The 16,163-nt window shown below is 64.1% G+C and carries 12 protein-coding genes and 1 tRNA gene; 9 read left to right on the forward strand and 4 right to left on the reverse strand.

Annotation, left to right across the window (positions count from 1 at the left end; genetic code table 11):
* The first annotated feature begins 7 nt into the window (after window positions 1-7).
* Both AC1C2M_RS02805 and AC1C2M_RS02810 read left to right on the forward strand, forming a co-directional pair.
* On the forward strand, window positions 8-1,420 hold the full coding sequence (locus AC1C2M_RS02805; protein WP_495435179.1) for an APC family permease: 1,413 nt from the start codon (window positions 8-10) through the stop codon (window positions 1,418-1,420).
* Between the two features lie 39 nt (window positions 1,421-1,459).
* A complete protein-coding gene (locus tag AC1C2M_RS02810; RefSeq protein WP_495435180.1) occupies window positions 1,460-1,924 on the forward strand; it encodes an SRPBCC family protein in 465 nt (154 codons plus the stop codon).
* Window positions 1,925-2,006: 82 nt separating this feature from the next.
* Here the strand turns inward: AC1C2M_RS02810 and treS are convergent, their stop codons facing one another.
* Window positions 2,007-4,256 (reverse strand): maltose alpha-D-glucosyltransferase, encoded by a 2,250-nt coding sequence (gene treS, locus AC1C2M_RS02815; RefSeq protein WP_495434176.1) that lies wholly within the window; start codon window positions 4,254-4,256, stop codon window positions 2,007-2,009.
* 168 nt (window positions 4,257-4,424) lie between these two features.
* Window positions 4,425-5,063: an MBL fold metallo-hydrolase gene (locus AC1C2M_RS02820; protein WP_495435181.1), complete on the reverse strand. Its 639-nt coding sequence runs from the start codon at window positions 5,061-5,063 to the stop codon at window positions 4,425-4,427.
* A 211-nt stretch (window positions 5,064-5,274) separates the two neighbouring features.
* Between AC1C2M_RS02820 and AC1C2M_RS02825 the strand changes: the two genes are divergently transcribed.
* From AC1C2M_RS02825 to AC1C2M_RS02850, 6 genes are all read left to right on the forward strand, one after another.
* Window positions 5,275-5,347: transfer RNA gene (locus tag AC1C2M_RS02825), tRNA-Glu, on the forward strand.
* Window positions 5,348-5,629: 282 nt separating this feature from the next.
* Window positions 5,630-7,258 (forward strand): ABC transporter substrate-binding protein, encoded by a 1,629-nt coding sequence (locus AC1C2M_RS02830; protein ID WP_495435182.1) that lies wholly within the window; start codon window positions 5,630-5,632, stop codon window positions 7,256-7,258.
* A 73-nt stretch (window positions 7,259-7,331) separates the two neighbouring features.
* Window positions 7,332-8,453, forward strand: a complete 1,122-nt coding sequence (locus AC1C2M_RS02835; protein WP_483404464.1) for an ABC transporter permease — start codon at window positions 7,332-7,334, stop codon at window positions 8,451-8,453.
* Window position 8,454: 1 nt separating this feature from the next.
* On the forward strand, window positions 8,455-9,495 hold the full coding sequence (locus AC1C2M_RS02840) for an ABC transporter permease (protein ID WP_483404463.1): 1,041 nt from the start codon (window positions 8,455-8,457) through the stop codon (window positions 9,493-9,495).
* Entirely contained in the window at window positions 9,492-11,180 is a 1,689-nt protein-coding gene (locus AC1C2M_RS02845) for a dipeptide ABC transporter ATP-binding protein (RefSeq protein WP_495435183.1), read from the forward strand. The genes AC1C2M_RS02840 and AC1C2M_RS02845 overlap by 4 nt, the downstream gene beginning before the upstream one ends.
* Window positions 11,181-11,189: 9 nt before the next feature.
* The gene (locus AC1C2M_RS02850; RefSeq protein ID WP_495435184.1) at window positions 11,190-12,215 is read left to right on the forward strand and encodes a DUF418 domain-containing protein; all 1,026 of its coding nucleotides are present in this window, start codon (window positions 11,190-11,192) and stop codon (window positions 12,213-12,215) included.
* A 9-nt stretch (window positions 12,216-12,224) separates the two neighbouring features.
* On the opposite strand, the gene AC1C2M_RS02855 is transcribed toward AC1C2M_RS02850, so the two are convergent.
* Window positions 12,225-14,012: a glycoside hydrolase family 15 protein gene (locus AC1C2M_RS02855; RefSeq protein WP_495435186.1), complete on the reverse strand. Its 1,788-nt coding sequence runs from the start codon at window positions 14,010-14,012 to the stop codon at window positions 12,225-12,227.
* 78 nt (window positions 14,013-14,090) lie between these two features.
* The gene (locus tag AC1C2M_RS02860) at window positions 14,091-14,816 is read right to left on the reverse strand and encodes a TIGR00645 family protein (RefSeq protein ID WP_483404459.1); all 726 of its coding nucleotides are present in this window, start codon (window positions 14,814-14,816) and stop codon (window positions 14,091-14,093) included.
* A 281-nt stretch (window positions 14,817-15,097) separates the two neighbouring features.
* Here AC1C2M_RS02860 and AC1C2M_RS02865 point away from each other — a divergent pair, with 281 nt between their 5' ends.
* The gene (locus tag AC1C2M_RS02865; RefSeq protein ID WP_108962094.1) at window positions 15,098-16,108 is read left to right on the forward strand and encodes a TerC family protein; all 1,011 of its coding nucleotides are present in this window, start codon (window positions 15,098-15,100) and stop codon (window positions 16,106-16,108) included.
* Window positions 16,109-16,163 lie beyond the last annotated feature (55 nt).

Consider the following 16,163-nt stretch of genomic DNA (forward strand, 5'->3'; position numbering starts at 1 on the left):
GCACAAAATGAGTGATCCGTCCTGGACGCAAGTCGTCAAGACTGTCGAGCCCGAGAAGCACGAACTCAAACGGGTGCTTGGGCCTGGCCTGTTGCTCCTGTTCATCGTCGGGGACATCCTCGGTACCGGCATTTACGCTCTCACGGGGCAGGTCGCAGCCGAAGTCGGAGGGGCCGCCTGGCTGCCGTTCCTCCTCGCCTTCGCAGTGGCAACAGTGACGGCGTTCTCCTACCTGGAACTCGTGACGAAGTTCCCGCAGGCTGCCGGCGCCGCGTTGTACACGCACAAGGCCTTCGGCATCCACTTCCTCACCTTCATCGTGTGCTTCATCGTGATGAGCTCTGGCATCACCTCCGCTTCGACCGCCTCGCGTGCGTTTGCGGCCAACCTCGCTGTGGCCTTCAACCTCCCCGGCGAGACCGTGATGACCATGGTCATCGCGCTCGCGTTCATCCTGCTGATCATGCTGGTCAATCTCCGCGGTGTTACCGAGAGCGTGTGGCTCAACGTCGTCCTGACCCTCGTTGAGCTGTCGGGTCTGCTTCTCGTCATCCTCATCGGTATGTGGGCGATCGCCGGCGGGAACGCCGACTGGTCACGGGTGGTTGCTTTTGAAACCCCCGAGGACAAGAACGTGCTGCTCGCCGTGAGTACCGCCACATCCCTGGCGTTCTTTGCGATGGTTGGTTTTGAGGATTCCGTCAACATGGCCGAGGAGACCAAAGACCCGAGTCGGATCTTCCCGAAGATGATGCTGGGCGGACTCGGTATCGCCGCGGTCATCTACGTTCTCGTATCGATCACCGTCGTCGCGCTTGTGCCCATCGGGCAGCTGGTCGGGAGTGAGACACCGCTTGTGACGGCCGTCGAAGCTGCAGCGCCCGGCTTCCCGATCAACAACCTGCTGCCGTTCATCTCTATGTTCGCTGTCGCCAACACCGCCCTCATCAACATGATGATGGCTAGCCGGTTGCTCTACGGCATGAGCAGGCAGAACGTCCTGCCGCCCTTCCTGGCGAAAGTGGCACCGAAACGACGCACGCCGTGGGCGGCGATCCTCTTCACGAGCGTGCTCGCGGCTGGCCTCATCGTCTATGTTTCGCTCGATGCCGAGGGCTCCATCGTCGCCCTCCTGGGCGGCACGACTTCACTCCTGCTGCTCACCGTGTTCGCTGTCGTCAATGTGACGGTTCTGGTGCTGCGGCGACAGCCCGTCGAGCACAAGACCTTCCGTACACCCGTCGTTCTGCCGGTCATCGGTGCGATCACGTGCCTCTACCTGGTGCTTCCGTGGACCTCGGGCCGACCCGGCGGGCAGTACGGGATCGCGCTCGCGCTCCTCGCCATCGGTGTTGTGCTGTGGGTAGTCGAGCGGATTTACACGGCACGGCAGCGCAGCCGCACCCGAGCTGAGTCGTAGCGCAAACCTTGGAACGCTCCTGCTGGTAGGTTGTGCGCCATGCCGGTCTCCTTTGAATGCACCACGGAGTCGGTGCTGCCCGTTGACCGGCTCTTCGACCTCTCCCGCGACATCACAGCCCACACTGCCTCAATGTCGAGGTCACGGGAGACGGCGGTCGGAGGCGTGACGGAGGGACTCATCGGCCTCGATGAGGAGGTGACGTGGCGGGCATGGCACTTCGGGCTGCCGCTCCGCATGACGAGTCGCATCACCGCGATGAGCGCACCGCACTCGTTCACCGACGAGCAGGTTCGCGGTCCGTTCCGGTGCTTCCGGCACGAGCACCTGTTCCGCCAGCACGGAACGGGATCTGTCATGGTCGACCGGGTCTCGTTCGCCGCGCCTCTCGGGGTTCTCGGCCGCCTGGCCGAGCGGCTCGTGCTCGCCCGATACATGCGAAAGCTGATCGAGCAGCGCAATGCGTTTCTCACGGACGCCGACCATGAGCATCGATCGGCCTGAACGACGCATCAGTGCGCCCCGGTTAACGGCTCAGGGCGCCCCGGCGGTGTCTGCCGGGGCGCCCTGAGGCTGGAGTAGAGAGTTACTCGTCGAGCTCGCTGAGGTCGACCTGCTCCTCGTCGGGGGCCCGGCCGAGGAGGCAGAGGCCCGCATACGGCTCGAGGCGCACGGTGAAGCTCTGGAGATCGTCGACGTGACCGATGTCCTCCCTCGACTGTGCGTCGTACACAACGTGACGCGGCGTGAAGGCCTCGGAGCGCACGGTGCCCTCGATCGTCTCGCCGGTGAAGTTGAGCACTGTCACCTGGAGAGGCGCATCCTCGAGTGTCGCGTCACCACCGTCGAGACGGTGGACCATCACGAGCATTCCCGGGTGGGCAACGTCGGGAATGTCGAGCTGGGTGCCGACGTCGATTCCGAGCGATGACCTGACGGAGAGGATTCGTGACACCTGGCTGGCGAAGGAGTTCTCGTCCTCGAGCTGTGTCGGCAGTGAGCCGTACAGCGAACGACCGCGGGGCATCCCCGAACTCGACGCCGTGGCATCCGGCTCGACGTCCATGAGGTCGTGTGCACCGCGGTGCACCCAGCGGGTGTCTCCCTCGGCGATGAGGTCCTTGACCTCGCTCGACGGCAGGGGGAGCATTCCGAGCAGGTCCCACGCGGAGAGCGCGAAGACGCCGGGCTGCCAGGCGTTGAACATGACGAGGACGAGGTGCGCGCGCCGGATGTCATCGATGTGGTCATCGGTGATCGCGTCGAGCGTGGTCAGGCCCTGTGCCGCAGCGATGACGGATGCCGTGGTGCAGGCGATTCCGTTGGTCGTGAACACGAGGTTGTAGTCCGCAGCCTCACCGGTGAGCTTCTCCAGGAGGTCGGCCCTGATGGTTTCAGCCAGCTGCGCGCCCGTCATCTCCTCATCACGGAACGGGTACAGGTCTGCGCGGTGCAGGGTTGCCCAGTGGACGAGTTCATAGGTCAGCTCGTCGTGGTTCTGCATGGCGTGGACGAGGCTCACCGGCTCGACCCCGGTGGACAGTGACGTCCGGAGGGTCAGGCGGAGGAACTCGGTGTCGCCCATCGCGAGAGCGTGCTGGTAGGCAGGCCTGTTGATGAAGTCGTACGACAGGTCAGCGCCAACCCGGCCGGTGTCGCGGATGTCTTCCATGGTGAGGTTGAGCTCCTGGAAGGAGAACCCGCCGACCTTGCGGACCATGCTCGCGATGACGTGGTTGGCCGCTTCGGAGAGCGGGTGTCCCTCTGACCACGCGGGGGAGCCCTCGGCGCTCTTCTCCACGCCGAGGAATCCGTTCGCGTCGAGTCGGAGCGCACTCGAACCCAGGTCGCCGAGCGAGTGAAGGGCGTCGCCGATCACAAGTCGCATTCCGGCGAACGTTGGGTCGAGCCAGTTGATCGACGGCTGACCCTGCTTGAAGTAGTGCAGGTACACCCAGCGACGGGTCCGGCCGTCCGGCCCGAGCACGGGAGCGGTGACGCTCCAGTTCGTCTCCTTGGTTCCCGGCGAGTAGAAGATGACCCGCTGCAGCTGGCCGATGATGTAGCCGAGCTCCGCGAGCCGGGCTTCTGTAGCCGGGTCGAGGTTCACTGAATCGCGGTGGTCGGGTACCTCGGGAAGTTCGTGCCAGTCTTCCTCCGGGATCTCGATCATGTGGTAGATCCCGGGGTAGTCCTTGTAGCCCATCTCGGCGAGACGGAAGTCCGCACCCTTGCCGGTGTGCCCGGGAACGATGTCGTCGATGACGCTTCCACCGTGGTGCTCGGCAACGTCGGAAAGCTGCCTGAACTCGTCGTCCGAGCCGAAGGCGGGGTCGATCTGCGTGCTGATCCGGTCGAAGTGGCCGTCGACGCTGGCCGTTGACGTCCAGCCGGTGATTCCACCGGCCTGCTTCACGGGACCGGTGTGGACCGCTGTGATGCCGATCTTCTCGAAGGCATCCCACAGGGCGTCATCTCCGAGGGCAGCGAGGTAGGACTGATGTCCGGTGATGAGCGAAATGGGGTAAGCAGTGAACCAGACGGATGCCGTCTGGATCGCCCGCCGCGCGTCGGGACGCGCATACGGGTTCCGCCACATGCTGGGCTGGCCGGACAGTCCTCGCCCGAGCACCTCTGCGTCACGCAGCATGGACTGGCGGATGAGCCACTCCACGTACGACGGGTTCGATGCGTCGGCGGAACGGGGGTCGGAGAACGAGCGGCGGATGCTGCTGGTCCTCATGTTGGACCGTGGACGGAGCCGTTGAGGGCGAGCCGGGTAGCGATCCTCGTCGTAGGTGATCTCGATCGGCTCGATCTCTGGTTCGTCTGTCATCGTTGCGTGCTCCTCTAGCCCTGTGCGTGCGGAGCGGCGCTCGACCGTTCCGCGTATGCACGAGTATGCCCGCATTCAGAGCGGAGTGGTAACGCACGCGTCACCGTGGCGTTGCGAACGGCTGTGGTGTATGGAGAGCCAGTACCCGTCCCGATGCCGCCCCGACCGTCAGATATCCAGGGTGTCGCCCGGGCCCAGGGGGAAGAACACCCCTCCGTTTTGGGTGGTGGCCCATTCGATCCGGGCGTTGGCCATGTCCTTGCCCGCTTTCGCGAGAACCATCTCGTGGGTCGGGAACGTCCTCCGGGGCTTCACCGCGAGAACGAAGTCCATGACTTCGCCGATCTTGAGCCACGGGGCGCCGGCGGGAACGGCCATCACGTCGACATCGACCCCCGCGGGGATCGTGTACGAATCGCCGGCGTAATAGACCCTGTTGTTGACGAGTACGCCGACGTTGTCGACGATCGGGATCGACCGGTGAATCTCGTTGTGCCTGGCGCCAAAGAACTCGAGTGAGAACGGCCCGACCTCGACCCTGTCACCCTCTTTCACCACCCGAACATCGAACCCGGATGCCGCGAGGGCGAATCCGGCGGGGCCGTAAATCTGTACGTCTGGACTCTTCGATCTGATGCGCTCCAGCTGCTCCGGCGTCCAGTGGTCGGCGTGCTCGTGCGTGACGACAATGGCATCCGCCTGGGCACCATCCGTGATCGGAGTCGTGAATGATCCGGGATCGATAAAAAGTTTCCTCCCTGACTCTTCGAGAACGAGGGCGGCGTGTTCGAGCTTGGTCAGTTTCATACTCAGAGCTAATACCGTTGGCGTCCCGCGGGGCAAGAGGCTGGCTGAGCTTGAAATATTCTCCGTAGTGCATAGAATCCGGCCGGACAATTCGGCCCCTGCGCACGTGGGGGAGCGGGAAAAGACCCTGAGCGTGCCTGCGCCGGGTGCCACCGGCCCGCTCAATTTGAAAGTGTGTGATTCGTGTGCCATACTCGAACACGTTGTTTCCGGCCCCATCGTTTAGCGGCCTAGGACACCGCCCTCTCACGGCGGCAGCACGGGTTCAAATCCCGTTGGGGTCACAACTCACCAAACCCTCGTAACAGGTAACTGTTGCGGGGGTTTTGTGTTTAACCGCTCGAACTGATGAACGGATGAAATACGAACGGATCGCCCTCGGCCGGGTATCCGTCGCAGGATCTTCATCCCAATGTTGCGACTGTGTAAATCCATCGTGCTGAAGAGGACATAGCCTCACCTCCTGCATCGTCCTGTGCTAGTAAAGGATCACACCAAAACACTGCGGCGCTGCAGACACCCGTCTGCGCTGTCGTGTCCGCACATTCACAGAAGGGGAGACGGATATGGCATCCGCATCCACCAACGGCAAGCGAATCGCGACAGCCACAGCAGCGTTCGCTGTCACTGCCCTCGCGATCTCCGGCTGCGCAGGAACCTCGGGCAACAACTCGTCGGGCTCCGGGGGAGACTCGATCACCGTCGGCACGACCGACAAGGTAACCACCCTCGACCCGGCAGGCTCGTACGACAACGGATCATTCGCCGTCATGAACCAGGTGTTCCCGTTCCTCATGAACACCCCGTACGGCAGCCCGGATGTCGAACCGGACATCGCGGAGTCGGCCGAGTTCACGTCGCCGGCGCAGTACACGGTGACGCTCAAGGAGGGACTCACCTGGGCGAACGGCAACGAGCTCACGTCGTCCGACGTCAAATTCTCGTTCGACCGTCAGCTCGCGATCGCCGATGACAACGGTCCGTCGTCGCTTCTCTACAACCTCGACAGTGTCGAGACCCCCGACGAGCTCACCGTGGTGTTCAACCTCAAGCAGGAGAACGACCAGGTCTTCGCACAGATCCTCTCAAGCCCCGCCGGGCCGATCGTCGACGAGGAGGTGTTCGCCGCTGATGCCCTGACGCCCGACGACGAGATCGTGGACGGTGAGGCGTTCGCCGGGCAGTACACGATCGCGAGTTACGACTTCAACAACCTGATCTCCTACAAGGCGAACCCCGACTACCAGGGTCTCCTGGGCGAGGCAGAGACGGAGACCGTCAACGTCAAGTACTACGCGGAGTCCTCGAACCTCAAACTCGCCGTCCAGGAGGGCGACATCGACGTGGCGTTCCGCAGCCTGAGCGCAACGGACACGGCAGACCTCGAGGGCAACGACGACGTTACGGTGCACCAGGGGCCCGGTGGTGAGATCCGCTACATCGTCTTCAATTTCAACACCCAGCCGTTCGGCGCAACGACCGCTGAGGCCGACCCGGCCAAGGCGCTCGCCGTCCGCCAGGCTGTCGCCGACCTCATCGACAGGGAAGAGATCGCGGAAGAGGTTTACAAGGGCACCTACACGCCGCTGTACTCGTTCATGCCCGAGGGCCTGACCGGAGCTACGACGATCCTCAAGGATCTCTATGGCGACGGCAACGGCGCTCCCTCTGAGGAGAAGGCGACCGAGCGGCTCGAAGCGGCAGGCATCACAACGCCGGTCGTACTGAACCTGCAGTACTCGAACGACCACTACGGACCGTCGTCCGGTGACGAGTACGCGCTGATTAAGTCGCAGCTCGAAGCGTCAGGCCTGTTCACGGTCAACCTGCAGACCACCGAGTGGGTGCAGTATTCGGAGGACCGCACGACCGACGTGTACCCGGCATACCAGCTCGGCTGGTTCCCGGACTACTCCGACGGTGACAACTACCTGACACCGTTCTTCCTGCAGGAGAACTTCCTCGCCAACCACTACGACAACCAGGAAGTCAACGACCTGATCCTCGCTCAGGCCTCAACGGTCGACCCGGACGAGCGGGCGGCGATCTTCGAGGAGATCCAGGCCAAGGTGGGCGCCGAGCTGTCAACAGTGCCCTACCTCCAGGGTGCCCAGGTGGCTGTAGCCGGATCCGACGTCGACGGGGTCACTCTCGACGCGTCGTTCAAGTTCCGTTACGCACCACTGAGCAAGTAAGCACACCGCCGAAGCGTCTTCGGCACACGCTGCAGGGCGACCGGTTCCGTCCGGTCGCCCTGCACCTTTTCGATTGGCAGGTCGACCCCTGAGTTCCCTCACCCTCCCGGCGACGAACGGACAACCCAGCCCCGTTCCGAAGCCGGAACCCAAGTCCTCCAGGACATCCTCGAGCGGCGGTTTCTGGCGTTACCTCGTCGTGCGCTTCCTCCTCATCATCCCGACGGTATTCATCCTCGTCACGCTGGTCTTCATCCTGATGAGGACGACGGGTGATCCCATCACGGCGGCCCTCGGTGACCGCCTCACGGCCGACCAGCTCGCCGAACGCGTCGCTGCCGCCGGATACGACCGGCCCATCTTTGTGCAGTACCTCGAATACCTCGGCCAGATCTTCACCGGCAACTTCGGCACGACGCTGAGCGATAACCGGCCGGTTCTCGAAGTCCTCCTCACCTACGGTGCCGCCACGCTCGAGCTCGCGTTCTACGCACTCATCGTCGCGTTCATCGTCGGCATCCCGCTCGGCATGGTCGCCGCGTATTTTCGTGACAAGACTCCGGATGCCATCCTGCGAGTGCTCGCGATCCTCGCGTACGCCACCCCCGTGTTCTTCGCGGGAATGCTCCTCAAACTGATCTTCTCGGTCTGGCTGAAGGTGCTCCCGGTCTCGGGCAGGGGGACAACGAACACCGAACTCGAGATGCAGCTCCTCGAGGGCAAGACGGGAATCTACCTGTGGGACGCGCTCCGCATCGGGGACCCCGGGATCATCGGAGATGTGCTCGCCCACGCCGTTCTCCCCGGGCTGACCCTCGGACTCCTTACAGCGGGAATCTTCCTTCGGCTCGTCCGAACCAACGTCATCGGAACGCTGTCGACCGACTACGTCGACGCCGGCCGCTCCCGCGGAGTCAGCGAGTTCAGGCTCGTGACGAAGCACGCCTACCGTCCAGCCCTCATCCCGATCATCACCGTCATCGGCCTGCAGATCGCCCTTCTGCTCGGCGGTGCGGTCCTCACCGAGACCACGTTCGAGTGGAAAGGCCTCGGCTTCCAGCTCAGCGAATACCTGCAGGCCCGTGACTTCGTGGCCGTGCAGGGCATCGTCGTGTTGCTCGCCGTCATCGTGGCCCTCACCAACTTCATCGTCGACGTGATCGCGGCACTCATCGACCCGCGAGTGAGGTACTGATATGGCTACCGAAACACCCACGTCCAGGAACGGCCGCTGGCGCCGCCTGCCGGTCGTGCACCAACTCTTTCAGAGCGTTGGAATTCAGCGGGGGATGCTCGTTGCCGGCCTCGTCCTGACGGCGATCTTCGTGCTGACAGCGATTTTCGCGCCCATCCTGGCGCCGTACGGCTACAACCAGCTGCGCGACGACGCGGGCGCATTCGGGGCTCAGCGCCCGCCGAGCCCTGAGCACCTGCTCGGCACGACGGTCGGCGGGTACGACGTGCTGTCCCGGGTCATCTGGGGTGCACAGACCGGGCTCAGCGTTGTGGTCGTTGCCGTCCTGCTGTCGATCTTCGCCGGGGTGGCCCTCGGGCTGGTCTCGGGTTACTTCGGGGGATGGCTCGACCGCGTCCTCGTCGTCGTCTGCGACGCAATTTACGCCTTCCCGACGCTGCTGCTCGCGATCGTCATGTCGATCGCGATCTCCGGCGGACAGTCGAGCCTGTGGGGTGGCATCTTCGCCGCCGCCATCTCGATCACCGTTGTATTCATTCCCCAGTACTTCCGCGTCATCCGTGCCGAGACGGTTCGGATCAAGAGCGAGGCATACGTGGAGAGCGCCAAGGTCGTCGGTACCGGCAACGTGCGCATCATGTTCAGGCACGTTCTCAGAAACGCCACCCGCACGCTCCCGCTGATCTTCACGCTCAACGCCTCCGAGGCCATCCTCACCCTCGCCGGGCTCGGGTTCCTCGGCTTCGGTATCGAGCCGACCTCGGCGAGCGAGTGGGGCTTCGACCTCAACAAGGCGCTCTCAGACGTGTCGAGTGGTATCTGGTGGACGTCGGTTCCGCCCGGGCTCGCCATTGTGCTGACCGTGCTCGGCGTGACCCTCGTCGGCGAGAGCCTCAACGACCTCGCAGACCCGAGGCTTCGCGGCCGCCGGGCGGTCAGTGCCGCGTCCGGCACGGTCGCCGAGACGTCGGTGGTACCCGGCGGAACGCTCACAGCCGGGCCGGGCGGACTCGCCGGACTCGAGAACGAAGGACGATCATGACCGACGTACTGCAGATCAGGAACCTGGACGTCTCGTTCGCGACGGATGCCGGTGCGGTCAAGGCCGTCGACAATGTCAGCCTCAGCGTCGGTCCACGTGAGGTCGTCGCGATAGTGGGGGAGTCTGGCAGCGGCAAGACCGTGACCGCGAAGACGATTCTCGGGCTCCTGCCCGAGACGGCGACACGGGCGGGCGCCGTCATCCTGAGGCACAAGGACGGAACAGGGGAGAACGACGTTGTCTCCGTGTCGAAGGACCAGCTGCGTCGCATCCGCGGCAGTGACGTCTCCATGGTCTTCCAGGAGCCGTCGACCGCTCTCAACCCCGTGTACACGGTCGGCTGGCAGATCGCGGAGGGGCTCCGCGCCCACGACGCCAAACTCACCCGAAAGGTGGCGCGGTCCCGCGCGGTCGAGATCCTGACAAAGGTCGGGATCCCCGATCCCGAGACCCGGGTGGACTACTACCCGCACCAGTTCTCGGGTGGGCAGAAGCAGCGCGTCGTTATCGCCATGGCGCTCGTCCTCAATCCGGGACTCATCGTGGCCGACGAGCCGACGACGGCGCTCGACGTGACGGTCCAGGCCGAGATCCTCGATCTGCTCAGGCGTTGCCGAGACGAATTCGGCTCGAGCATCGTTCTCATCACCCACAACATGGGCGTCGTGGCTGATCTCGCCGACCGGGTCGTCGTCATGTACCAGGGCGCGGTGGTCGAAGAGGCCGACGTGCACAGCCTCTTCACTAACCCGCAGAACGAGTACACGAAAAAACTCCTCGGGGCTGTGCCGCGAATCGGCCAGAAAATCGAGGCTGCCGAACGCAAAGCGCCGATCGACCGCGAAACTGCTCCAGTGGTCGCCGCAGACAACCTGCGGATCGAATACCCCGGTCGGCTCGGGCAACCGGGTTTCCTCGCCGTCGACGGCGTCAGTTTCACCATCGCGCCGGGCGAGGTGCTCGGACTCGTGGGGGAGTCGGGGTCGGGGAAGACGACGATCGGGCGTGCAATCGCCGGGCTCACGAAAGTAACGGGCGGGTCGCTCAGCGTGCTCGGCTCCGAAATGAACGGAATGAAGGAGCGGTCGTTCCGCAAGAAGCGAAGCTCGATCGGCTTTGTCTTCCAGGATCCCGCATCGAGCTTCAACCCGCTGCTAACCATTACCGAGTGCGTTGCAGAGCCACTGAGGGTGCACCGCAGGGATCTCGACTCCCGCGCCGTGGCGCAGAGGGTCGGTGAACTGCTCGAGGCTGTCCAGCTTCCGAAGTCGTACGGTGAGCGATACCCGCATGAGCTGAGCGGAGGGCAACGACAGCGTGCAAGTCTCGCGAGGGCCCTCGCGTTGAACCCGAAACTGCTGATTGCCGATGAACCGACGAGCGCGCTCGATGTTTCGGTACAGGCACGGGTGCTCGAGCTCTTCGCGGAGCTCCAGGCCGAACTCGGCTTCGCCGCACTCTTCATCAGCCATGACCTCGCCGTCGTCGACATCCTGGCCGACCGGATTGCCGTGCTGTACCACGGCAGGCTCGTCGAAGAGGGGACGGGAGCCGAGGTCCTCGGTGCGCCCCGGGAGGCATACACGCAACGGTTGCTCGCTTCGCTCCCGGTGCCGGATCCTGTTGCCCAGGCGGAGCGCCGCCGCGTCCTGGCGGCGCTGACGCACACCACTCCGCCGGTGTAGGTCACACCCATGAGTGGCGATGTCCGCCTCGGCCGGTCCGGTTCTCCCCGGATCGTCGGGGTCGACATCGCCCGAGGGCTGGCGATCATCGGAATGTTCGTCGCCCACACCATGCCGAATCCCGGCGACAGGGAATTGCTCGTCGACGGCCGGTCCTCCATCCTGTTCGCCACCCTGGCCGGGGTGTCTCTCGGTATTCTGTCCGGGCAGGATTCGCCCACGCCGCGAGGATCACGCTCCAGCGTTTACCGGCGCATCCTGATCAGGGCACTCGCGATTTTTCTGCTCGGCGTCGTACTGACCTCGCTCGGCAGCGAAATCGCGATCATCCTCGACTACTACGCGATCATGTTCCTCGTCGCCCTGCCCGGGTTGTTCCTGCCGCGGATCTGGCTGGGCGTGCTCCTCCTGACCCTCGCATTCGTCGCCCCCGTTCTTGCCTCGATCGTCACCGATGACTCGAGCAGATCGCCGTCGATCTCTGAGATTCTCCGTGAGTACTTCCTCACCGGGTTCTATCCCGTGCTGATCTGGCTTCCCTTCGTGTTTGCCGGGTTGATCGCCGCCCGGTCGGGGCTCGCCCGGCCCCGCACCCAGGTGATCATGATCGGCTGCGGGACCGGGGCAGCGCTGGCCGGCTACGGTGCTGCCGCTGTCCTGCCGGGGGTGACGGCGGCGGCCCACTCGGGTACGACCGCGGAAGTGTTCGGCTCCGGGGGCGTCGCTCTCGCGACAATCGGGATTCTGGTTGCCGCGACCACGACCGCCCCCGCGGCTGCTCGTCGAGTTGTCGGAACGGTGCTCGCTCCCGTCGGGGCCGCTGGAGCGATGGCGCTGAGCGTGTACACGGCTCAAATCGTGATCCTCGCGATCGCCGTGCAGATTCGTGACAGCTCGGGACTCGTCGACTACCCGGGCTGGCCTCTCCTCGGCGGTCTCGTGATCGGTTCCCTCATTGGCTCGTGGCTGTGGCAGCGTTACCTCGGCAAGGGTCCGCTCGAGCGGGCGATCGCGCTCGCTTCCGGGCCGGGCTGAGAGCGGAGATTACCCATGTTCGCGAGCCTCAGCGGCGCGGATGGCCCTCACCGCAAGCGCCAGGGCGAGGTGGGAGAACGCCTGTGGCGTGTTCCCGGCCTGCCTGCCGTGTCCGACGTCGTATTGCTCTGACATCAGGCCGACGTCGTTGGCCAGGCCGACGAGGCGGTCCATCAGTGCCCTGGCCTCTGCAAGCCGTCCGCTCGCCGCATACTGCGAGACGAGCCAGAATGAGCAGGCGAGAAACGGATGCTCGTCGCCGGGCAGCCCGTCAACGCCTGCCTCTGTTCGATAGCGGAGCAGTAACCCGTCACGCAGAAGATCGGCCTCGATGGCGGCGACGGTTCCAAGCATCCGCGGATCGCGGGCATGGCAGTACCCGACCTCGACGAGCTGAAGCAGCGATGCGTCCACTTCGGTTGTTCCATAGAACTGGGTGTAGCTGTTGCGTTCGGTGTCGAAACCCTCTGTCTCGATCTCTTCGCGGATCAGCGCGCGCAGCTCGACCCACCTGTCCACCGGCCCGTCGAGGCCGAACTCGGTGACCGCGCGAATCGCCCGATCGAAGGCAGCCCACATCATCACGCGCGAGTGGGTGAATCGCTGGGGTGCTCCACGGGTCTCCCAGATGCCCTGGTCCGGCGCCTGCCAGTGGGTCTCGATGTAGCTCACCAGGGCGCGCTGCAACGCCCAGGAGTACGAGGTCTCTGCGACCCCGGCGATACGGGCGTCGTGCAGGGCGACCATCACCTCGCCGATGACATCAGACTGCACCTGCAGCGCTGCGGCGTTGCCGATACGCACCGGCCGGGACTCCAGATATCCGGGCAGGGCAGTGAGCTCACGTTCGGGCAGGTCACGTTCGCCGCTCAATCCATACATGATCTGCACGTCTTTAGGATCACCGGCGATCGCCCGCAACAGCCAGAGCCGCCAGCGGTCGACGCCCTCGGTGACTCCGCAGGAGACGAGAGCTGTTACCGCGAGGGAGGCGTCACGGAGCCAGACGTACCGATAGTCCCAGTTGCGGCTGCCGCCAAAGTCCTCGGGAAGCGACGTGGTCGCCGCGGCGACGATTCCGCCCGTCTCCTCATGGGTCAACGCGCGCATGACGAGTAAGGACCTGGCCATCTCGGCGGCGTATGGGCCGTGCTGTTCGAGGATCGATGACCACTCGCGCCACCAGTCGCGCGTTCGCGCCAGGTGCTCGTCGACATCGAGCGGCGCCGGCGGTTCACGGTGCGAGGGATACCACGTCATTGTGAGGTCGACCGTCTCGCCGGCGCCAACGGTGAACCTGTTCGAGTGCTCCCTGTTGGACGCGAACAGCTCGGGGCCACGCACGACGACGGCGTCGGGGCCGGCGACAGCGATCAGCGCGGCTCCGTTGTCGTCCCTGACCTTGCGGACCCAGGGCATCGCCGTTGCGTAGCCGAAGCGGAAGCGCATCTCCTGCGCGAACTCGACGCGTCCGGAAACTCCCCGTACCCGGCGAATCACATCGGCGCGATGGTCGGATCTCGGCATGACGTCCGTGACTTCGGCGACACCGTCAGTGGAGGTCCAGGTGGTCACGAGGGTGAACGACTCTCCGTCGTATCGCCGACGGCCCGTCGCCTCTTCGGCTGATGGTGCCAGTTTCCATCGACCGTGATCCTCGGTGCCGAGGAGCGCAGCAAACATCGACGCAGAGTCGTACCTCGGCATACACAACCAGTCGATGCTACCGTCGCGACCGACGAGCGCAGCCGTGTAGCAGTCGCTGATCAGTGCGTAGTCTTCGATGCGGGATGCCATCGGTTCAGTCTGGCATCCTGACTTTGCCTTGGCACCACCTGATTTCGCGCCCCGGAAACCCCGACTGGCTGACCGCGACTAGATTCGCGAGATTTCGCGCTCTCCGGCGGCCCGCGACAGGGCGTCAGGGGCAACACGGGTATCGGTCAGGTGGTGCTCCGCCTGTGCGTCCCCCGCGGGGTCGGCTCCGGGCGCAGCACCAGGGGCACCGTGCCCGAGCGGGGGCGTGTACTTCGACATCCTGTCGATCGCAGCGAGGGCGAGGGCGGAAACGATGAACACCATGTGGATGACGACCTGCCAGAACACGCCGAGGGAGGTGTATGCCTCGTCGGTGACCTCCTGGCCGCTTCCGGCATCCGTCATGTTGCCCACCTCGATGAACGTCTTGAGCAGGTGGATCGACGAGATACCGATAATGGCCATCGCGAGCTTGACCTTGAGCACGTTGGCGTTGACGTGCGAAAGCCACTCGGGCTGGTCGGGATGCCCGTTGAGGTTGATCTTCGACACGAAGGTCTCGTAGCCACCGATGATGACCATGATGAGGAGGTTCGCGATCATCACGACGTCGATCAGACCGAGAACGGCGAGCATGACGCTCGCTTCTGTCACATCCGCAGAGTGGTTGATTACCTCGTCGCCGAGGTGCCACAACTCCTGGACGAAGACCCACACGTAGATCATCTGGGCGGCGATGAGCCCCAGGTACAGCGGGGCCTGCAGCCACCGGCTGAAGAAGATCATGTAACCGATGCTCGAGACAGCGAGGCTGCGGCCGGCGGGGGGAGGGACGGAAGACATGGGGCTCCTGGGCAGAGGGCGGAAGGCGGCGCGCGAGGGATACGCGGGATAAATCCTAGAGCGGGAAAGCTGCGAGTTCCCGGCGGAGAGCGGCTGGCGCGCGAAGTCGACTAAAGTGGACACCGCGAAGGGGAGTATCCCTCTGCACGGCATCCGTCATCACGGGTCACATCGTTGAGACCCCGGGCGCCGTGGCACGGCCTGTTGTGGCCGATGCGGGAGAGACTTTCGGGCGTTTCTCGTACCCACCCCCCGTCACACCCTCCACCGAAAGGTCCCGGATGCACCCGGTATTGCCCCTCTGGTTTGAAATCGGCTCATACGTCGTACTCGGCCTGATCCTGATCGCTGACCTCGCCCTGGTGGTGAAACGTCCGCACATTCCATCGATGAAGGAATCGACCCTGTGGGTCGTCTTCTACGTCACGCTCGCGCTCGTCTTCGCCGGCCTGATGTTCCTCATCTCCGGCGGCGAGTTCGCCGGACAGTTCCTCGCGGGCTGGCTCACCGAGTACAGCCTGTCGATCGACAATCTCTTCGTCTTCGTCATCATCATGGCGAGGTTCTCGGTGCCCAAACGGCTCCAGCAGGAAGTGCTCATGGTGGGCATAATCATCGCCCTCATCTTCCGCGGAATCTTCATCCTCCTCGGTGCGCAGCTCATCGAGAGCTTCAGCTGGGTGTTCTACCTCTTCGGCGCCTTCCTGCTCTACACCGCGTGGAAGCAGGCGTTCGGCCACAACGACGACGCTGAAGACGGCGAAACTGCCCTCATCACCTACATGAAGCGCCACATCAGCGTTTCGCCCGACTTCCACGACTCGAAGCTCCGCACGGTCATCGACGGCAAGAAGGTGTGGACGCCGATGCTCATCGTCTTCATCGCCATCGGAACCACCGACGTGATGTTCGCGCTCGACTCGATCCCCGCGATCTTCGGAATCACGCAGAGTCCGTTCATCGTGTTCACCGCGAATATCTTCGCTCTGATGGGACTCCGCCAGCTGTACTTCATGCTCGGTGGCCTCCTCGAGCGCCTTCACTACCTCAAGTACGGCATCGCGTTCATCCTCGCGTTCATCGGAGTGAAGCTCGTGCTCCACGCCATGCACGAGAACGAACTTCCGTTCATCAACGGTGGACAGCACATCGAGTGGGCACCGGAAATCAACACCTGGACATCGCTCGGCGTGATCGTCGTATCGATGGCCGTCGCCACGATCGCGAGCCTCATCAAGTCGGGTCGCGACGCGCGGCGCGCTGAACCGAAGGAATCAGTTCCCAGCGAGTGATATTCTGAGCGCGTGCTGTTCGGGATGCTTCTTAGCTGCCGCGACGGGGCCTAGT

This window comes from Mycetocola sp. Y444 (assembly GCF_059445295.1).